Below are 21,318 nucleotides of genomic sequence, written 5' to 3' on the forward strand. Positions count from 1 at the left end.
GGTAAATATTTTCACATAGTTACCTATCAAACAAATCGTTGTGATGAATATAAGTGGTTTAATCATAACATATAATGAAGAAAAAAATATACAGGATGTCCTTGAGTCTTTTGATTTTTGTGATGAAATAATTGTGATAGACTCTTTTAGTACGGATAAAACTGTAGAAATTGCGAAGAAATTCTCCCATGTAAAAGTGATTCAAAATAAATTTGAAGACTTTACAAAACAAAGAAATCTGGCTCTGGATGCTGCAAAAAACGACTGGGTCTTATTTTTGGATGGTGATGAAAGAATTACCCCGGCCCTGAAGCAGGAAATTATTAACGTACTGAATAAACCCGGGCAAAAAGATGCTTACTATTTTTACAGGAAATTCTTTTTTGCCCAAAAGCCGATTCATTTTTCAGGAACACAGTCTGATAAAAACTTCAGACTTTTCAGAAAATCGAAGGCCAGATATATGGCAGGAAAAAAGGTACATGAAACGCTTGAAGTAAATGGATCCATCGGAGTTTTAAAAAATAAATTGCTTCATTACTCCGTTTCAGATTATGAATCTTATAGAAAAAAAATGGTTCATTACGGCGTTTTAAAAGGAAAAGAGCTGGCAGCAAAAGGGAAGAAATACAATGTTTTAATTCAATATATTAAAACAGCTTTTAAATTTTTTAAAGCCTATATAATGAGACTGGGTATTTTAGACGGGAAAGAAGGCTATCAGCTGTCCTACCTGCAATCTTTGAGCGTTTTCGAGACCTATGAATCATTAAAAAAAGAGCAAAATTAGTTGAATGAAGATTTGTATCATTAGTTATGATTTTTGGGATTATGATAAGTATATTGTTGAAACATTATGCAAACGTGGTATTGATGCCCATCATATAAAGATCAGTACCGTTACTCATTCCAACTTCAATGAAAGAGCTGTAAATGCTTTAAGTAAAACTTTTTTAAACAAAAATCTTAAGACTGAAAAAAGACAGAAATACGTTCTGGACTCCCTGGAAAAATTAGGATATCAGGACCAGATACTGGTCATGAGCCCGGATACATTTGATCTTTCCACTCTAAAAAAAATCCGAAAATATACAGACCGGCTGGTTACTTATCTTTATGACAATCTGGAAAGGGTTCCGGTAGAAGATAAACTGTATCTTTTTGATAAGGTATTTTCATTTGATCATATCGATGTAAAGAAGCATGGTTTTGAAAAACTAACGAATTACATCTATCTTCCGCATTGTCCGGAAAGCAAACAACATCCGGAAATGGACCTTTTCTACATTACATCTTATGATAACAGAAGGGTTTCACTAATAAAACAACTGGCCAAAAAACTGGTTGAACAGGGTCTCAAATTTCAGATTATGGTTATTGGAAAAAAGTCTTGGAAACATCAGCTGACCAATATCTTTACAACAGTACCTAAAAACCTTTTTCTGATTTTCAGTATCAAAAAGATTCCTCATAATGATCTTCCAAGGTATTATAAAAATTCAAAGGTTTTACTTGATCTGATGCGCGAAGGCCAATACGGACTCAGCTTCAGGGTTTTTGAAGCCATGTCTCTGGAAAAGAAAATCATTACTGATAATGAAGCCATTAAAACGTATGATTTTTACAATCCCAATAATATTTTGATTTTAAACAAAAATATTAGTAATCTTGACAAATCTTTCTTTGAGAAACCCTATGAAAAAATTCCGGAGGAAATCTATTACAGATATACGTTGGACAGCTGGGTGAACAAGGTTTTTGAAATAGCTGATAATGGCAATAATTTATGAAAAAAAAACTTTTATTTATCGCTCCTGGTTATTATGGGTTTAATGATGTCGTTTTTGAAGGTCTGAAAAAATATAGTGGGTATGATGTCACTCATATTAATTCAACCTTGCCATATCAGTACAAAAATATTTTTGAAAAGATATATAATTTCTTTTTAAAAACCTTTCTTAAAAAAAATCTCAAAAATATAAAAAGAGGAGAGCATATTCAACGGATCATTCAACTTCATGATTATGATGTATTATTAGTAAACAGACCTGATGTATTGAGCAATGATGATCTAAATTCTGCTCTTGATAAATCTAAAAAGTCTATTGTTCTCTTTTGGGACAGTATTCAGAAAATACCTTCTCAGGAAGCCTATATTCAAAAGTTTGATATATGCTGCAGTTTTGACAGCGATGACTGTAAGAATTATAATTTAAATTATGTGACCAATTTTTACTTTGTCAAAGACAAAAAATCAGTCACAAATTTTGATGTTTGCTATTTAGCAACTTATGATAAAAGAATAGCTGAAGCACAAATTCTTTTCGAATATTTTAACGATAACAATATCTCTGCAAAAGGGAAATTATTTACTTACAAGTCTATTCCCATTAAAGAAAAACTTCCTAAGAATATTCAGGTCATTCATGAAATCATTCCTTTTTCAAATTCATATAAATATTACTTAGATAGTAAAATCATTCTTGATATAGCACATCCTCATCAGAAAGGATTATCATTCAGACCATACGAAGCCATTGGTTTAAATAAAAAACTGATAACAACCAACCAGGAAATCATCACATATGATTTTTATAATCCAAACAATATTTTTGTCATTAAAGATATTTCAAACTTTACAATTCCCAAGAACTTCTTAAGTGAAGATTATGAACCTGCTGAAGATTGGATAAAAGAAAAGTATTATATTAAGAACTGGATAAAAACAATACTTTCATTTCATGAAAACTAAAATTTATTTTGTATGCCCCACTAATAAATTTGCGAGCGGAGGTGTGAAACAAATTTACCGACAAGTCGAAACATTAAACAAAAATGGATTCGAAGCTTATTTGTTACTTAAAAAAAGAGGAAAAAAGGAAAACTGGTTCAATAATAATGTTCCGATAAAAGTTAGCCCATACTTATTCAAGGAGCTGAAATATCTGTATAAAGGAAAAAAGATCAATTTTTTTAAAAAATTAATTTTAAGTTTTTTAAAAACTCAAAGTATTGATATTGAAAAAGATGCTATTCTCGTTTTTCCTGAAATTTATGGCCCAAATATTCATAAACTAGCTCCTGAAAACTCCAAAGTGATCTTTAATCAAAATTGTTATTATACATTTGGTTACTTTTCAATTTATGAAAACTATGAAGTGAATCCTTATAATCATCCTAAAACGCTGGCTACAATTGTAGCTTCAGAGGATGCTGAAAGATATTTAAAATATACGTTTCCCGATTCTAAAGTTTTCAAAATGCGATTAGGCATTGACAATCAAATATTTAATTACGGTGAAAATAAAAAAAAGCAAATTTGTTTTATGCCAAGAAAGCTTGGCGATGATGTCACACAGGTTATTTGTATATTAAAACAAAGAAATACATTAAGAGGATGGAACCTCGTTGCTATAGATAACAAAACAGAGCAGGAAGTAGCAGAAATCATGAAAGAAAGTGCTATTTTTCTGAGCTTTAATCATAAAGAAGGTTTTGGCCTTCCTCCTGCGGAAGCTATGTCTTGTGGTTGTTATGTAATTGGATATTCCGGCCAGGGTGGAAAAGAATATCTAAAGCCTGAGTTTTCTACGCCTATAGAAGATGGTAATATTATTGAGTTTGTAGAAAAAATAGAAGAAACAATAAAAATTTATGAGGAAAATTCTCAGGAAATATTAAATAAAGGAAAGCTTTCTTCTCATTTCATTTTAGAAAATTATAGTTTAAAAAATGAGACCGGTGATACTGTAAATATTTGGAATAATATTATACGATAACTTAAAAAGGATAATTTAGCAATTATCCTTTTTTTAATTGAATCTCATTCCTTTCTCTTAAGGCCCATTATTTAAGCAGAAATCCAGCGGTTAAGTTTTTATTGTAAAAAAACCGCCCCTATGCTGAGGCGGTTTCTTTGCTGTAAAATATCAATATTTTTAATTAATATGCATAGAACATAATTCCTTCATTTACATAATAATTAGGTGTTGCTGGGCTTTTAGAAAGATAATGATCCTGATATTTTCCACTATAGAATCCATACACAGGAACAGTTCCGGGAGCCTGGTAAGTGTAAGCATAAAAGAAAACACCTTCATTGATGTAATAATTCGGAGTAACCGCTGAAGTATTGTAATAATGATCATTATACTTACTGCTGTAATATCCATAAACAGGTACTGCCCCAGCTGCCTTATAGTTTAAAACATTAAAAACAGCTCCTTCATTTACATAGTAATTAGGAGTGACATTTGATGTATTATAGTAGTGATCATTGTATTTAGAACTGTAATATGAATATACAGGGACCGTATTGTGTTGTAAATAAACCTTATTATCAATCAAATACTGATCAACGTAAGCTTTAAGCTGGGCCTTTTTAACAGCATCTTTTACCAAATCATAAATAAGTATCAGCCCATTAGAACCAAAGTCTACCAGAACAGAATTACTCGGAGTAGAACTATTTTGCCATGCTGAAATGCTAATTTTTGGATTATTCTGATCTAAGTTCAGATCATTCATCAGGCCTTTGGAAGGATCTCCTCCTCTTGTTTTATAAGATAACTTTTTAGAAAAGTTCTGGTTAGAAGACGAAGTGTTCACATCATTGGTTACATCTACATCAAAAATATCCTTCATTCCAACTTTTATCCCAACTCTGGCTGCATGTTCTCTGTTTTGATTACTTGTTTCAGACTGGAATAAAATATCCATTTTTGCCCCTGTATAAATATCAAGCATTACGTGGGTTCCATAATCATTTACAATCTGCTGAGGGGATTTTGTCTGCAAATCCTGAGTAAATTCCGGAGTTAAATAATCTCCCAAAGCATCTACTGTTGAATTAAATCTTATTCTCTTCTGCTTTATGGTAAGATTATAACTCCCATAAATATATTTTGCATCAAATTTATTTGTATTAGTAACGGCACTGTTAAAAGCAACTGAAAGAGTTTTTTTAAATAATGGAATTCCTGCAGTAGCAGTGATTTTCGTAGAAACCATTTTAGAATAAGACTCTGCATTTTCACCATATTCTTCTACATATTCCTGTGCATTAGTATTTTCAGAGATCAATCTTCCGGGTTGTTCTGCCTTGAAACGATCGATATCAATTACTTTAAACCCGGCAGAATTGGCATTGGCATATTCACCAGCAGCATCAAAACCGTGTCCCAGGACATCATAAATTCCGTCGCCTGCAAATTTTGCAGCAGATATTCGGTTATTGGTCTTTGCCGCAGGGTTTTCAGGTGTTACCTCATTGTTGAGCTCTTCTGTAGAGCAAGAACTCATAAAAAGCATCAGTAAAGTACTGAAGCTAAATAAAATTTGTTTTTTCATAGATTAATAAAAGTTTTCGCAAATATGCTATTCGACAATAAGTGGAAACAACTACACAATGAGTATATATCATTGTATAAGAATTTACACTCTATTCAGATTCTTCTAATAAGCATTTTTAAATCACTTAAACTGGCAACAATTTAAATCGTAATAAAAAATATGCTTTCATTTCAAACCAAATGATGATTAAACAAAAAGTGAAACAGGAAATAACTGGCTTTACTTTTATAATGACCACAAATTGATTTATATTTATAAAAGTTAGTTAGCAGGAATATAGAAAGCGATTCCTTCTTTTACCCAATAACTTGTTGGTCCAAGATTAGGATTTACAGTCAAATAATGATCTGATTGATTTCTTGCTTTATAGTTATAAACCGGAATTCTGTCACCAGCAGGATCTTTATATGCATAAAATGCTATCCCCATATACACATCCCAATATGAAGAAGGCTGCAATGTGCTTGATTGTGTGAAATAATGATGGGCACCTGAGGTACTTTTGAAACAGTATATAGGAACTGTATTAGGTGCTTTATATTGGAAAACTTTAAATGTAGGCCCTTCGTTTGTCCAATAAGAAGATGGCTGAAGATTGGTATTAAAAGTAAAATAATGATTACTGTCTGCCTGATTTTGATAACCATACAACATAGTAGTATTATATTCCAATGAAATCTGGTTATCAATCAAATACTGATCTACATATGCCTTGAGCTGAGCTTTTTTAGCAGGATCTTTTACCAGATTATAAATAAGAACCAATCCGTTGTTTCCAAATTCTACCAAAACTGAATTATTGACTGTCGAACTGTTTTGCCAGTTAGCAATATTTACTTTTGGTGTATTCTGGTCAAGGTTTAATTCTCCTACCAGACCTTTTGAAGGATCCCCACCTCTTGTTCTGTATGACAGTTTTTTAGAATAGTTCATGGAAGATTCTGATGTATTAACATCATTTTGAACATCTACATCAAAAACTTTAAGCATTCCGATCTTCACTCCAATTCTTGCAGCACGCTCACGGCTTTCATTACTGGTTTCAGATTGGAACATGATATCCATTTTAGCTCCAGTATAAATATCAACCATTACGTGAGTTCCGTAGTCCTGTACAATCTGCTGCGGAGATTTAGTTTGCAAATCCTGTGTAAATTCAGGAGTTACATAGTCTGCAAGCATATCCGTTGTAGCATTAAATCTCAGTCTTTTCTGTTTAATCAAAAGGTTGTAGCTACCATAAATATATTTTGCATCAAATTTATGATTAGTAGTTACTGCTGAATTGAATCCTACTGATAATGTTTTTTTGAACAAAGGAATTCCGGCAGTAGCATCTACTTTTGTAGAAACCATTTTGGAATAAGTCTGAGCATTCTCTCCATATTCTTCAACATATTGCTGAGTATTGGCATTTTCAGAAACCAATCTCGCTGCCTGCTCTGTTTTGAATCTGTCGATATCAATGACCTTAAAACCAGCAGAATTTGCGTTGGCATACTCACCTGCGGCATCAAAACCATGCCCTAAGACATCATAAACCCCATCTCCTGCAAATTTAGCTGCGGACAAACGATTGGATTTTGTGGGATTATCAGGCGTTGCTTCATTACTTAACTGCTCTGACGAACATGATCCCATAAAAAGCATCAGTGCTGTACTGAAGCAAAATAAAATTTGTTTTTTCATAGTATTATTTCAAAAATTCTCCACAAATATAAAACTCCACATTGAGTGAAGTAAGTAATATCAGGTGATATATATCATTTTATAGTGAATTTAATGACTAATAAAAACATCGATTAATAAAACAAAATATAGTCACCAATAAGAGATTTACAATCAAAACAAAACCTATTCAATGAATATAAAAAGCATTCTTATTATTTATATTATTTATCCAAAATATTTTCTTTATGATTTCAATTTTAGCAATCCAGCTATACTTACATTCTACAACCAGTCACCTTCCGGACGAAGATACATTTCAACAGTATTTTATGAATATCTATAGAAATAAACAGAAAGGCCTGAATCAAAAATATAATACACGATGATAAATCATCCCGTAAACGCATAATTTTAAGTAAATTTGCAAAAATTAAAAATTGAAATGGAGAAAGTAAGAGTACGTTTTGCTCCAAGTCCTACAGGGCCGTTACATTTGGGAGGCGTAAGAACTGCGTTATATGATTATCTTTTTGCTAAAAATCAAGGTGGTGAGTTTGTATTAAGAATTGAAGATACGGATACTGCCAGATATGTAGAGGGCGCTGAAGAATATATTGAAGAAGCATTGGAATGGTGCGGAATCATCCCTGATGAAAGCCCTAAGAAAGGAGGAAAGTTCGCCCCTTACAGACAGTCTGAAAGAAGAGATATCTATGACAGGTATACTGAACAGATCCTGAAAACAGATTATGCATACATTGCTTTTGATACCGCAGAAGAATTGGATGCAGTTCGTGCGGAGTACGAAGCACGAGGTGATGTTTTCTCTTACGATAATAAAACAAGAAATCATCTGAGAAACAGCCTTGCCCTTTCAGAAGAAGAGGTTCAAAGATTATTGGATGAAAAAACTCCTTATGTGGTAAGGTTCAAAATGCCGGTTGACAGGGTATTAAATCTTGAAGACATTATCCGTGGTAAATTCTCAGTGAATACCAACACTTTAGATGATAAAGTTCTGGTAAAGAATGATGGAATGCCAACCTACCATTTTGCGAACATCATTGATGATCACGAAATGGAAATCTCTCACGTAATCCGTGGAGAAGAATGGCTGCCGTCTTTAGGGCTTCATACACTTTTATATGAAGCAATGGGCTGGAAAGCACCACAGTTTGCACATCTTTCTTTAATTTTAAAGCCGGAAGGAAAAGGAAAATTAAGCAAAAGAGATGGAGATAAATTCGGATTCCCTGTTTTCCCGCTTGACTTTAAAGATCCTGCTACAGGAGTTATTTCCAAAGGGTACAGAGAGAATGGTTATCTTCCTGATGCATTCATTAATATGGTTGCATTACTGGGCTGGTCGCCTGCAGATGATAAAGAAATTCTTTCTTTAGAAGAAATGATCAAAGAATTTGATCTTCATAAAGTACATAAAGCCGGAGCAAGATTCAGCAAGGAAAAATCTGAATGGTTCAACCACCAGTATATACAAATGAAATCTGATGAAGAACTTCTTCAGGTCCTTAAAAATACAGATCTTGAACTTTCAGGAGTTTCAGATGAAAAACTGTTGAAAGTTATTCATCTGATGAAAGAAAGAGCAACTTTCCCAAAAGATATTTATGAAAACGGAAAATTCTTCTTCGAAGCTCCAGCATCTTATGATGAAAAAGCATCTAAAAAAGCATGGAATGATGAAACTTCAGCAGTTTTAGGAGAATTGGCTTCAAGTTTTGAATCCACAGAATTTATTGCAGAAACATTGAAACAAACGATGCATGATTTCGCTGAAAATAAAGGTCTGGGTATGGGGAAAGTTATGATGCCGTTACGCCTATCTTTAGTAGGAGAGCTGAAAGGACCGGACGTTCCGGATATCCTGGAAACCCTTGGTAAAGAGGAAAGTATCAGCAGAATAAACAATGCTATAAATAATTTTAAATAGAATAACCATAATTTTTCATACATTTGAAAGATTTAATTTACTTCAAGAAATGGAATATTTAAGTTTCGAACTTCCTATCAAAGAATTGATGGATCAATACCAGACCTGTTCTTTAGTAGGAGAAGAAAGTGGTGTTGATGTAAAATTAGCATGCAGCCAGATTGAGGATAAGATTCTGGAAAAGAAAAAAGAAATCTACGGAAATCTTACACCTTGGCAAAGAGTACAGCTGTCCCGCCATCCGGACCGTCCTTATACATTGGACTATATTAAGGGAATGGCAGACAAAGGCAGTTTCTTAGAACTTCATGGAGACAGAAATTTCGCTGATGATCCGGCAATGATTGGAGGATTGATTACCTTAGATGGTCAAAGAGTAATGATCATAGGGACTCAAAAAGGAAGAACGACAAAAGAAAGACAGCACAGAAGATTTGGAATGCCAAATCCGGAGGGATACAGAAAAGCTTTAAGACTGATGAAGCTTGCTGAGAAATTTAATATCCCTGTGGTGACTTTAGTAGATACACCGGGAGCTTACCCTGGATTGGAAGCTGAAGAAAGAGGACAAGGAGAAGCTATTGCAAGAAACATTTTTGAAATGGTGCAGCTGAAAACTCCAATCTTCACTTACATCATTGGAGAAGGAGCCAGTGGTGGAGCCTTAGGAATAGGTGTTGGAAATAAAGTATATATGTTGGAAAATACATGGTATACAGTAATTGCCCCTGAAAGCTGTTCTTCGATTTTATGGAGAAACTGGGATCACAAGGAAGATGCAGCCAATGCATTAAACCTTACTCCACAGGATGCCTTAAGAGAAAAGTTCATCGACGGAATCATTGAAGAACCACTTGGAGGAGCTCATTATGATCAGGAGACTACCTATCTGAACTTGAAAAATTCTATTTTACAAAACATCAAAGCTTTTTCTAAATTTACAGGACAGGAGCTTGAAACCCAAAGACAGGATAAATTCATTGCGATGGGTCAGTTTAAAGGATAAAATAAAAGGTTAAGAAAAATTTTCTTAACCTTTTTTCTTTAGTTTTCTTCTCTTCTTATTCTGCAACATTGAGTGCAATTTCAATATCCTGATCTATTTTCTTCAATGCAGAATATTTTGCATCACAAACCATTGTTGTCATCACATATTCTCCTTTATCTATAAGGATAAAGTTTTCGCCTTTTGCAGGGACACTCAGGTTGTAATATTTTTTCCCGCTTATTTTTACAATAAGATTACAGGCAGATCTATTTTTAATATTAACGTATGCCTCATTTTTGTTCACATCATTATTAAAAAGATGGGTAAGCATGGCAGCTCTTCTTTTATTTTCTTCGCTTGGCTCGGCCTTGGATGTTCCCGCACTTTTTGCTGATCCTGCAGAACCTACAGATGCATAGGTAGTTCTTCTTTCTTCCTTAAGAGCTTCTATAGCAGCAGCTGTATTATTGGAAACAGGCTTCCCATTAGCGGTATAAGTTTTATTGGCTGCAATCGTTTTACCACTGTTAAGTTCATTATTTTTAACGATATTCTCAATCTTATCCTTACTGATAGGTCTTATGGTAGGCTTAGCTTCGGGAGAATTACCTGCCATAATAATATCAATCAGCTTTCTTTTAAAATAATCTGTTTTGGCATGTCCGGGATTCTGTTTCAAAAAGCCTGCAATCACTCTTGCCTCCTTTGAAGTTTCAGCCTCCTGTTCTGTATAGATAATAACCGTTTCTTTTTCAACAACAGCTTTTGATTTTGTTTTTTTCTTTTTTTGGGAAAAACCAAGTGAAAAAATGCATATAAATAGAAGGAAGAAGATTTTTTTCATTAATCAAATCTTTAAAATAGTATTAAATATATTAATAACGTGAAAAGTCATTTTTTAGTTTATCATTAAAATCATTATCTTTGCACTGCTCTAAAATTAAGCTAAAAATTAATACTAATCTTAAATAAAAAATAATAGATATTATGTCTTATACACCAGTTGCTGCAGACGTAGCTAAATTAAGAAACCAAACAGGTGCAGGTATGATGGACTGCAAGAAAGCTCTAGTTGAAGCTGAAGGAGACTTCGAAAAAGCGGTAGATATCCTTAGAAAAAAAGGACAAAAAGTTGCTGCTAACAGGGCTGACAGAGAGTCTACTGAAGGTGCAGTAATCGCAAGAGTAAACGAAGACAACACTTTAGGTGCTGTAATTTCTTTAAATTGTGAAACTGACTTCGTTGCTAAAAACGAAGCATTCGTTGAGCTGGCTTACGAATTGGCTGAAATGGCAATCTTTGCTGCTACTAAGGAAGAGCTTTTAGCTACGGATTTCCACGGAATCACTGTTGCTGAAAAATTAGTTGAGCAAACAGGAGTTATCGGTGAGAAAATTGAAATCGGTTCTTTCGAAAGAATCCAGGGAGATTTCTTAGGAGCTTACATCCATGCTGGAAACAAAATTGCTGCAATCACTTCTCTTTCTGCTAAAGTAGACGGAGCTGACGAAGCTGCTAAAGCTGTTTCTATGCAGGTTGCTGCAATGAACCCAATCGCTCTTGACGAAAACGCTGTTTCTCAGGAAACTATTGACAGAGAATTAGAAATCGAAAGACACAAACTTACTGAAGAAGGTAAGCCTGCAAACATTATCGACAATATCCTGAAAGGTAAAATGCAGAGATTCTACAAAGACAACACTTTGGTACACCAGGATTTCATCAAAGACAGCTCTATTTCAGTTGCTGATTATGTAAAATCTGTAAATCCAGAGCTAAAAGTAACAGGATTTGTAAGAGTAAGCTTATAATAAGCCCTCTCCAAAAAATATACTATCCCGGTGCAATTCACCGGGATTTTTTATGCTTAAAAATTTATAATTATTAACACAATATGACGAGAATTTTAAATATTCAATAATTACACAATAAACACAATTTCAAAGTTTTTTTTATATAAAAATTTGATTATTAATGTTTAAATTTGCGGCCCCTTATAATAACGCATGAAAAAAATTCTACTGGCTTTTTGCACTTTCCTTTGTTTATTTGTCAATGCACAATTGGATACTGAACATTGGATCGCTCCTATGTCTGCAAGTAACCTGCTTGGAACCCCCAAAGGATATCTTTACCTTTCAACCAATGAGATAACGCCCTTTTCTGTACAGGTATATAATAACAACAATGTAATTTCTACAGTCCAGGTAAGTAAAGGAAATCCTGTACAGGTAACCATCCCCAATAATATGATGATTGCTTCTACCCCAACCTCTTTGTTTACCTCTACTTCAATGGGTTTATATGTAAAAGGAATTAAAAAATTCTTCGCGAGTTATAGATTTACTGTACAGGACCAGGCTGAATTTGTTACTTCAAAAGGACTAGCCGGACTTGGGAAAACCTTCTTTGTAGGAATGGCTCCTAATACAACTGCTAAACCTTATGTAAACTCAACAATCGGAGTAACTGCTACGGAAGACAATACTACAGTCACTGTATCAGGATACAATCCAGGAGTTGTTTTTTCTGACGGTATCTCAGCTACTTCAAGAACTTTCACCATCAATAAAGGAAAATCATACATCCTTGAAGCCCAGAGTAACCTTAATCCTAATAACTTAACAGGATTGGTAGGCGCAAAAATTGTTGCCAATAAGCCCGTTTCTGTCACCAATGGAAACTTCAACAGTATCTATACAACTCAAAACAATACCAACGTAGATGTATTGATGGATCAGGCAGTTCCTGTGGAAAGACTAGGAAAAGATTTTGTAATGGTAAAAGGGAATGGCCCTGCCAATTCAGGAATGGAAGCAGCTGTAGTGGTTGCAACGCAAAGTAATACCAAACTTACCGTAAATGGAAATCTTCTGAATAATGTCACACTGAATGCGGGACAATATTATGTGATTCAGGGAACTAACTATATCAACCAAGGGAACGGAAATTACAATATGAGTATTTCAGCCAGTAATAATGTTTATGTATATCAGCTTCTAGCCGGAACATCTTCAGGTACTGTTTATGCTACAGGAGGAATGAATTTTATCCCACCATTAAGCTGTTTTTTACCTAAAGAAATCAACGAAATCGGATTTATCAATAAAATAGGTACTGATACATTCAACACCAGACTTAATATCATTACCCAATCAGGAGCTGCAGTAAATATTAATGGAAATCCAATTGCTGCCGGTACCGGACCGGCACCCGTAGCAGGAAATCCGAATTGGGTCACTTATTCCATTCCGAGCGTAACGGGAAATATAACAGTTACCTCTACAAAACCTGTTACAGCAGGTATTGCCGCAGGAAATGGAGCTGTGGGATATGGTGGATATTTCGCCGGTTTTTCTTCAGTTCCGGTTATCACAAAAAACGGAGACTGTTATAATGGAGTTCAGCTTTCTGTAGAAACCGGTTATGATGCTTATCAATGGTATCTGAACGGAATTCTTATTCCCGGAGCAACATCACCTGCTATTAATCCGGACCTGTACGGTTCCGGGATATATACTTGCTATATCACCAGAACCAATTGCGAGTCAAGACTTACCGCAGAATATGATTATACTGTATGCCCACCAATCACAACCACAACTTATGATATCGGATCATGCAACACAAAAACCATCAACCCCGTATTTACCAGTTCCAGTCAGAGCATTGATCCGTCCAATACCACTATTATTGTACAGCCAACCAATGGAACCGTAAGTGTGAACCCTACAACCGGACAAATCATATATACTCCTAATACAGGTAATACAGCAAATATTACTGACGCCTTTACCTATTATATCCAGGGAACCGGAACTCCTGCTGCTTTTGAGTATTTTAAGATTATAATAAACACCCATTCCTTTCAGGTAAACAACGTCTCACTTACCAGCTGTGCAGCATCTAATGGAAATGGAACATTCAATCTAACAACAGCTAATGTAACCCTGGAACCCGGTACTACAACAAATTATTTTACAAATACGAATCTGACGGGTCAGATTACCAATCCAACGGCTTATTCTGGTCAGTCAGGGACAGTTTATGCCAATATAACATCTGTATATGGATGTTCTCAGCTAGCCATCATCACATTAAATACCTATCCTACTCCAAACCTTACTACAAGTAATTTCAATGCCAATATTTGCGATGAAAACTTTGATGGTGCTGCAAGTGTTAATTTTATCAATGTAACGCCGCAAATTGTAACTAATCCTGCAAGCTTTACAGTACAATATTACCTTAACCAGGCCGATGCCAATGCTGGAAACAGCAATACACTTCCAGCAAACTGGATTTTTACAGCTAATACAACAGTATATGTAAGAGTAACCGGTATTGCTGGAGAATGCCCTCCTGCTTTGGGACAAATCAACTTCACAATAGGAAATAAAATTCCTTTGATAACCAATAATGGACAGGCCGATATCTGTGATAATGATATTAGTGGTACTGAAGCTATAAATCTTAATAACTATAAAAATTTATTCACAACAGATCCAGGGGTTATCTTATCATTCTATACTTCACTGGCCAATGCTCAGGCGGGCCTGAATCCTATCCCATCAAATCAAACACTTAACACCTCTGCCAGTGTCTTTTATGTGAGGTTTCAAAGCAGTACTGCATGTCCTAATACTGCTGTTTTAACTCTTAATCTGAAAACACCTAAAAAATCAACCAAACTGAATGATCAGGTAATCTGTTCCAATGAAAAAATAATGCTGGATGCCGGCCCCGGATTTACTTCATATCTATGGAATACCGGTGCTACTTCTCCAGATATTTCTGCAGGAACCGGAACTTATTATGTAGATCTTGGCTTCAACGGATGTATATACCGTCAGTATGCACATGTTACAGCTTCACAGGCTCCCGCTATTACCAAAGTGGATGTTACAGGAACTACGGCAACAGTATTTGTAACCGGAGGAACAGCTCCTTATAAATATTCATTGAACGACTTTGATTATCAACCTTCTAACGTTTTCACAGGATTATCAAGAGGCCTGCATACGGTATATGTATTAGGCTCCGATGGATGTAGCCATGTTACCAAAGAATTTTTAGTCCTTAATCTTATTAATACCATTACCCCTAATGGAGACGGAATTAATGATATTCTTAACTATTCAGAACTCAGAATAAAACGGAATGTCACCATTGAAGTAGCTGACCGATATGGAGCTTCTGTATATAAGTCATCTGACAAGAACTATACATGGGATGGAAAATCAAACGGACGAAATCTTCCTACGGGAACCTACTGGTATATTATCCGATGGAACGAGCCCGACACTCAATTACCAGTTTCATATTCAGGATGGCTTTTAATTAAAAATAGAGAGTAATTTTTTAACATTTATTTAAATTTTATTAAAAGTATTTCATTTTTTATTTTATTTTTGTAGAAATCCTAATTCCATACACATGAAAAGATTTCTACTCAGTCTGGTATTAATTTTTTTGACAATTAATACGCTCTTTGCACAAAGGGACACCGAGCACTGGATCGCTCCTTATTATGACAGTTACGGAGGTTATAACAACATGGTATATCTTTCCACTGACTCACCAACCCCCTTTGATGTGACGATCTATAACAACAATGCTGTGGTTACTACAGTTACCATCAGCAAAGGTAATCCTCAAACTTATAAGGTTGCCAACAATCTTATTTCCACAGGTACAACAACTGATGCTTTCACTGTGGGTAATAAAGGACTTTATCTGAAAGGAGCAAAACCTTTCTACTGCAGTTTAAGACTTGCCCAGGATATCCATGGGGAAGTTATTACCAGTAAAGGAAAAGCCGGAATTGGAAAAACATTTTTTGTTGCTCAAAGCCCTAATACAGACACCAACAGTTTTTACAACTTTACAGCCGGTATCCTGGCTACTGAAGATAATACCAGTGTAACAGTAACATGGAACCCTACTGCAGGAGTAGTTTTTATCAACGGAACTCCTACCAGTAATTCTCATACTTTTACATTACAGAAAGGACAATCTTTTATTTTCGCAGGCTCTGGTTCTCAATCGGCTAATAAAACCGGCTTCATAGGAGCTAAAGTGGTTGCAGACAAACCTGTAACTCTTACCAATGGAAGCTGCAACGGTAACTTTTCAACACCAACATCCGGTACAGATCCTATTTTGGACCAATCAGTTCCGGTAGACAGACTTGGAAATACGTTTGCCATGGTAAAAACCAGATCTACAGCCCCCAATCTGAATATGGAAGGAGGACTTATTATTGCAACGGAAGATAATACTGAAGTATACCTGAATGGAGGCACTACTCCAGTAGCGACCCTTGCTTCAGGACAATGGTATAGAATCAACGAAACGAGTTATGTGGCACAAGGCACTTTGGGACATTCCAATATGTTTATTTCCACTACTAAAAATGTATATCTTTATCAGTTTATAGGAATTGGCTCCAATGCAGCAACTAATGGGTTTAACTATATCCCGCCATTAAACTGTTTCCTGCCAAGAAAAATTGATGAAATCGGAAAAATTAATGAGATGCCTCTTGGCCCAGGTGGAACAAGTGTGACGCAAGGCGACTTAATTGTAAAATTAAATATTCTAACGGAGGCGGGTGCTACAGTGCTTGTAAACGACAATCCAGTTGCCGTTTCAGACGGCCCATATCCATTAACAGGAAACAGTAACTGGGTTACCTACGGAATAACAGGAGTAACAGGAAATATTAAGATCACTTCTACCAAAGCTGTAACCGCCGGTATCAATGGAGGATATAGTACTGCAGGATATGGTGGATATTTCGCAGGATTCTCATCCATTCCTGTTATTGCTAAAAAAGCAGGAGAATGTGTTCCGGGAATCATTCTTGAAGTAGACGACGGATATGAAACATATCAATGGTTCCGTGAAGGAGTAGCTATTCCTGGTGCCACTACTTATACATATACACCTACACAGTCAGGTAACTATACTGTAAAGGTAACCATGGGAACATGTCCTCCTGTGACAACTCCTGTCTATAAAGTACAAAACTGTTTAAAAGAAACGACACAAGCACTTAATGCCTGTTCTACAAAAATCATAACTCCTGCATTTACTTCTTCCACACAAACTGTGGTTCCAAGTACAGTAGTAATTTTAACTCCTCCTACAAAAGGAACAGCTGTAGTGAATCCAAACGGAACAATTACTTACAATCCCAACCCCGGATATTTAGGACCGGACAAAATCATTTATAAATTCTGTGGAAACTCAGTTGAGTTTACAGATTGTGAGCAGGTAACATTAAATCTTACTGTAGTACCATTTATTGTAACGGATACATCTATTAAGGCATGCTGGTATGACGTAGCTCCTTATGCTTATTTTGATCTTACAAAAGCTAAGGTAACAGACTATAACGCTGTTGTAAAAAAATACTACCGTACACTGAATGATCTTACTGCAGGGATTAATGAAATTACAACTCCGGAAAACTTCCCTTCAACAGGAGGATTTGTATATGTAAAAGTAACCACCGCTGAAGGGTGTACGGCAAATGCTAAAATTGAATTAATTGTACTTCCAATCAAAAAATCGCCGGTTCTGGTAGATCAGTATATCTGTATGGATGCTAAGACTAACCTGGATGCAGGCCCTGGATATGATTCATACCAATGGAGTACGGGTGCTACCACTTCAGGTATCAGAGATGTAGGTGTTGGAGAATATACAGTAGTTCTTGGCAAAAGCGGATGTTTCCTTACACAGACAGTAAGGGTTAAAAAAGTTGAAGATCCGGTAATCCAAACCATTGAGATCAATAATAATACAGCAACAGTAATTGTAAATGGAGGCAAAGCCCCTTATAAATACGCTGTTGACGGAACTGCCACCTGGCAGGATTCGAGTACCTTCACAGGTTTAACAAGGGGACAGCACACATTCTATGTAAAGGATGCCTATAACTGTACTCCAGTAGCTGTAGAAGTTACGGTTCCTAATCTGTTAAATGCTATTACGCCTAATGGAGATAATGTAAATGATTATATAGATTACAGTGAACTGGCTTATAAAGAAAATCTTTCTTTTGTAGTATATGACAGATATGGAAATATGGTATTTACCGGAAATAAGTTCAACAACTTCAGATGGGACGGAAAACACTTTGATAAGAAATTAGGAACAGGAACATACTGGTATCATATCACGTGGAATGAGTCCAACCAAGAAAAGACTCCAATAAAATATACTGGCTGGATTCTTGTTAAAAACAGAGAGTAATAATTAGTTTAAAGCTATATTTATAAGCCACGATTATAAAATCGTGGCTTATTTTTATCACATTAATACTAAATACATTAAATATTTTAACAATTAATCAATTATTCTTTTATTTTTGTAAAAACTCTAATTAAATATCCATGAAGAAAACTCTATCGATTTTTCTGTTATTTTTTGTTTCAAGCTATATGCTTTTTGCTCAAAGAGATACAGAACACTGGTTCGCTCCCATGGCTGCCAGATCTCCCAAAGTGGTAACCCCGATGCAGGCCCTTTATTTTTCTACAGATTCTGCAACTCCGTTTACAGTAGACATCTATAGTAATAATACTGTATTAGGTACTGTAACAATCAGCAAAGGTTCTCCACAGACATTTAATATCCCATTAAACAGAATGGTTGCGACAACCAATGGAGAATTATTCGCACCGGGAAATAAAGGATTGTATACCAAAGGTTCCAAACCCTATTTTGTTACTTACAGATTTTCAGTAAGCCAGCATGGGGAAATATTGACATCAAAAGGGAAAGCCGGAATTGGTACAAAATTCTACGCAGTTACTGCTCCTATTGAAGAGCTTAACAGTGAGTATAATTTCACAACAGGAATTCTTGCAACAGAAGACAATACTAAGGTAACGGTTTCCAATTACTCTCCCAACATTGTATTTACGAACGGATGGACCGGAGTTACCAATCCTACCCTTACATTTACATTAAACAAAGGGCAATCTTACATTATTGAAGGTATAGGTGATAAAACAGTAAATAAAGAAGCTTTCATTGGGGCCAAAATAGAAGCTGACAAGCCAATATCGGTGACCAATGGAAATTTCAACGGACAGTTTGCTATGGCCGCCGGAGGTTCCTATCAGGGATCTGATATTATTATGGACCAGTCTGTTCCGGTAGACCGGCTAGGAAATGAATTTGTAGTTGTAAAAGGAAACGGAGACATTGGCAGAAGAATGGAAGATGCCCTTATTGTTGCTACAGAAGGAGGAACACAGGTATACATCAATAACGGCACAACACCAGCAGCAACATTGGCTGAGGGTGAAAGCTACAGAGTGAATAAAATCAGTAATACCAACTATATCAACCAAGGGAATGAACATTACAATATGTACATCAGAACCACAAAGAATGTATATGTATATCAGCTGATGGCAGGTGTTGGAGCCAGCAATGCGACACTTGGGTTCAATTATATTCCCCCATTAAACTGTTATCTTCCAAGAAAAATTGATGAAATTGGAAAAATCAAAGACCTTCCTTATTCTACAACTTTGTCCGGGCACGTCGTAAAACTGAATATCCTGACAGAAGCAGGAGCCACAGTTACCATAAACGGAGGTCCTTTACTTCCCTCCTATGGTCCTTACCAGGTGACAGGAACTCCAAACTGGGTTTCTTATTCCGTCCCGGATATTACAGGAAATGTTACTATTAACTCTACAAAAGCTGTCACTGCAGGTATTTCAGGTGGAAGTGGTGTTGTGGGATATGGCGGATATTTTGCAGGATTCTCCTCAATCCCTGTTATCGCCAAACAAAATGGTGATTGCATTCCGGGAATTGTACTGGAAGTTGATGACAGCTTTGACACTTACCAATGGTATAAGGAAAACAATCCTATCCCCGGCGCAACAAGCCACTCATACACACCTACTCAATCTGGAAATTATACCGTAAGAATTACGGTAGGATCATGCCCACCAGTAATTACACCTGTATATAAAGTATATACCTGCCTTAAGAAAACCACAATAAATGATACAGTATGTGACGGGGTAAAACAGATTGTACCAACATTCTCCAGCTCTACACAAACTGTAGTACCGGGAACAGTAACCATACTGACACCTCCTGCTAATGGAAATGCGGTTATTGATCCTGTGACAGGAGTGATTAGCTATGCACCGGCTTATGGCTATATAGGACCGGATAAAATTGTTTATAAATTCTGTGGAAACAATCCTGATTTTACAGACTGTGAAGAAGTCACTCTGAATCTGACAGTTTCTGAAAGTCCTGTGGTAAATGACGCATTAATCAGAACCTGCTTCCTGGAAGCTAATCCTGCCACCGGATTATTTAATCTTATAAATGTCAGCGTAACCTTAGCTACAGGAGTTACAAAGAAATACTACCCTTCTCTTGCAGATGCACATGCCGGAACAAACGAAATTTTAACCCCATCAAATTACATTGCTCCGAATGGTGTTGTTTATATAAAAGTAATCAATGCGAACGGATGTTACAGGGTGGCCATGGTAACACTGGTTGTTCTTCCGCCTGTAAAATCCGATGTACTGGCAGATAAAATTATCTGTATGGAAGGAAAAACAACCCTTGATGCAGGACCAGGATTTAAAAGTTACGAATGGAGTACCGGTGCTACAACTCAAACTATCAAAAATGTAGGAGTAGGAGTATATTGGGTAAAACTGAAAACCGGAGAATGTATCACCACGCAGACAGTAAAAGTGTACGCTTCTGAACAGCCCGTTATCTCCAATATTGATATTTCAAACAATACCGTAACAGTAAATGTTATAGGAGGTACCCCTCCATATAAATACTCAATGGATAATATCAACTGGCAGGATTCTAATATCTTCACCAATATTTCAAGAGGAAATGCCAGCATATATGTGAAAGACGACTATAATTGTGAACCCATCAAAGTAGATATCACAATCCCAAATCTGATCAACGTGATTACCCCTAATAATGATGGAGTAAATGACTTGGTAGATTACTCTTCACTAGCCATTAAAAACAATCTTGTATTTAACATTTTTGATCGATATGGAAGCAAGATCTTCCAGGCAGATAAAACCAACGGTTATAAGTGGAATGGAACTACTGACGGAAACAAAAGAGTACCAACAGGAAACTACTGGTATGAAGTTGGCTGGAACGAACCCAATGCCAGACAAACCCCAATAAAATTCACAGGTTGGATTATGGTAAAAAACCGGGAGTAATTTGGCCGATATAAATTTTAAAAGCTACGATGTTTAAATCGTGGCTTTTTTTATTCTGTTTTCAAAAATTTAATACTTTTTATTATTAAATTTGTGGGAA

13 protein-coding genes are annotated in these 21,318 nt (G+C 35.7%); 10 read left to right on the plus strand and 3 right to left on the minus strand.

The window, feature by feature from the left end; translation table 11 throughout:
• Positions 1-43 precede the first annotated feature (43 nt).
• From CRS_RS18705 to CRS_RS18720, 4 genes are read left to right on the plus strand one after another with little or no spacing between them, the layout of a single operon-like run.
• The gene (locus CRS_RS18705; RefSeq protein ID WP_142725540.1) at positions 44-790 is read left to right on the plus strand and encodes a glycosyltransferase family 2 protein; all 747 of its coding nucleotides are present in this window, start codon (positions 44-46) and stop codon (positions 788-790) included.
• A gap of 4 nt (positions 791-794) precedes the next feature.
• Complete coding sequence (locus CRS_RS18710; RefSeq protein WP_142725486.1) at positions 795-1,790, plus strand: hypothetical protein; 996 nt, start codon at positions 795-797, stop codon at positions 1,788-1,790.
• Positions 1,787-2,752, plus strand: a complete 966-nt coding sequence (locus tag CRS_RS18715; RefSeq protein ID WP_142725487.1) for a lipopolysaccharide core biosynthesis protein rfaS — start codon at positions 1,787-1,789, stop codon at positions 2,750-2,752. Before CRS_RS18710 ends, CRS_RS18715 begins: the two co-directional genes overlap by 4 nt.
• The gene (locus CRS_RS18720; protein ID WP_142725488.1) at positions 2,742-3,779 is read left to right on the plus strand and encodes a glycosyltransferase; all 1,038 of its coding nucleotides are present in this window, start codon (positions 2,742-2,744) and stop codon (positions 3,777-3,779) included. Before CRS_RS18715 ends, CRS_RS18720 begins: the two co-directional genes overlap by 11 nt.
• A gap of 163 nt (positions 3,780-3,942) precedes the next feature.
• Here the strand turns inward: CRS_RS18720 and CRS_RS18725 are convergent, their stop codons facing one another.
• Both CRS_RS18725 and CRS_RS18730 read right to left on the minus strand, forming a co-directional pair.
• On the minus strand, positions 3,943-5,349 hold the full coding sequence (locus tag CRS_RS18725) for an MAC/perforin domain-containing protein (protein ID WP_142725489.1): 1,407 nt from the start codon (positions 5,347-5,349) through the stop codon (positions 3,943-3,945).
• A gap of 264 nt (positions 5,350-5,613) precedes the next feature.
• The gene (locus tag CRS_RS18730; protein ID WP_142725490.1) at positions 5,614-7,041 is read right to left on the minus strand and encodes an MAC/perforin domain-containing protein; all 1,428 of its coding nucleotides are present in this window, start codon (positions 7,039-7,041) and stop codon (positions 5,614-5,616) included.
• Between the two features lie 424 nt (positions 7,042-7,465).
• On the opposite strand from CRS_RS18730, the gene gltX reads away from it, so the two are divergent.
• Together gltX and CRS_RS18740 are read left to right on the plus strand one after the other, a co-directional pair.
• Positions 7,466-8,974, plus strand: coding sequence for a glutamate--tRNA ligase (gltX, locus tag CRS_RS18735; RefSeq protein WP_142725491.1), 1,509 nt, complete (start codon positions 7,466-7,468; stop codon positions 8,972-8,974).
• A gap of 49 nt (positions 8,975-9,023) precedes the next feature.
• A complete protein-coding gene (locus tag CRS_RS18740; protein ID WP_142725492.1) occupies positions 9,024-9,980 on the plus strand; it encodes an acetyl-CoA carboxylase carboxyltransferase subunit alpha in 957 nt (318 codons plus the stop codon).
• Positions 9,981-10,035: 55 nt separating this feature from the next.
• Here the strand turns inward: CRS_RS18740 and CRS_RS18745 are convergent, their stop codons facing one another.
• Complete coding sequence (locus tag CRS_RS18745) at positions 10,036-10,806, minus strand: DUF6759 domain-containing protein (RefSeq protein WP_142725493.1); 771 nt, start codon at positions 10,804-10,806, stop codon at positions 10,036-10,038.
• A 143-nt stretch (positions 10,807-10,949) separates the two neighbouring features.
• On the opposite strand from CRS_RS18745, the gene tsf reads away from it, so the two are divergent.
• The 4 genes from tsf (at position 10,950) to CRS_RS18765 (ending at position 21,218) form a co-directional block, all read left to right on the plus strand.
• Entirely contained in the window at positions 10,950-11,774 is an 825-nt protein-coding gene (gene tsf, locus CRS_RS18750; protein ID WP_142725494.1) for a translation elongation factor Ts, read from the plus strand.
• Positions 11,775-11,969: 195 nt separating this feature from the next.
• A complete protein-coding gene (locus CRS_RS18755; protein WP_142725495.1) occupies positions 11,970-15,320 on the plus strand; it encodes a gliding motility-associated C-terminal domain-containing protein in 3,351 nt (1,116 codons plus the stop codon).
• A 79-nt stretch (positions 15,321-15,399) separates the two neighbouring features.
• Positions 15,400-18,225, plus strand: coding sequence for a gliding motility-associated C-terminal domain-containing protein (locus CRS_RS18760; protein ID WP_142725496.1), 2,826 nt, complete (start codon positions 15,400-15,402; stop codon positions 18,223-18,225).
• A 140-nt stretch (positions 18,226-18,365) separates the two neighbouring features.
• Entirely contained in the window at positions 18,366-21,218 is a 2,853-nt protein-coding gene (locus CRS_RS18765) for a T9SS type B sorting domain-containing protein (RefSeq protein WP_142725497.1), read from the plus strand.
• Positions 21,219-21,318 lie beyond the last annotated feature (100 nt).

Source organism: Chryseobacterium sp. ON_d1, from assembly GCF_006829085.1.
In the GTDB taxonomy this organism is placed as follows: domain Bacteria; phylum Bacteroidota; class Bacteroidia; order Flavobacteriales; family Weeksellaceae; genus Chryseobacterium.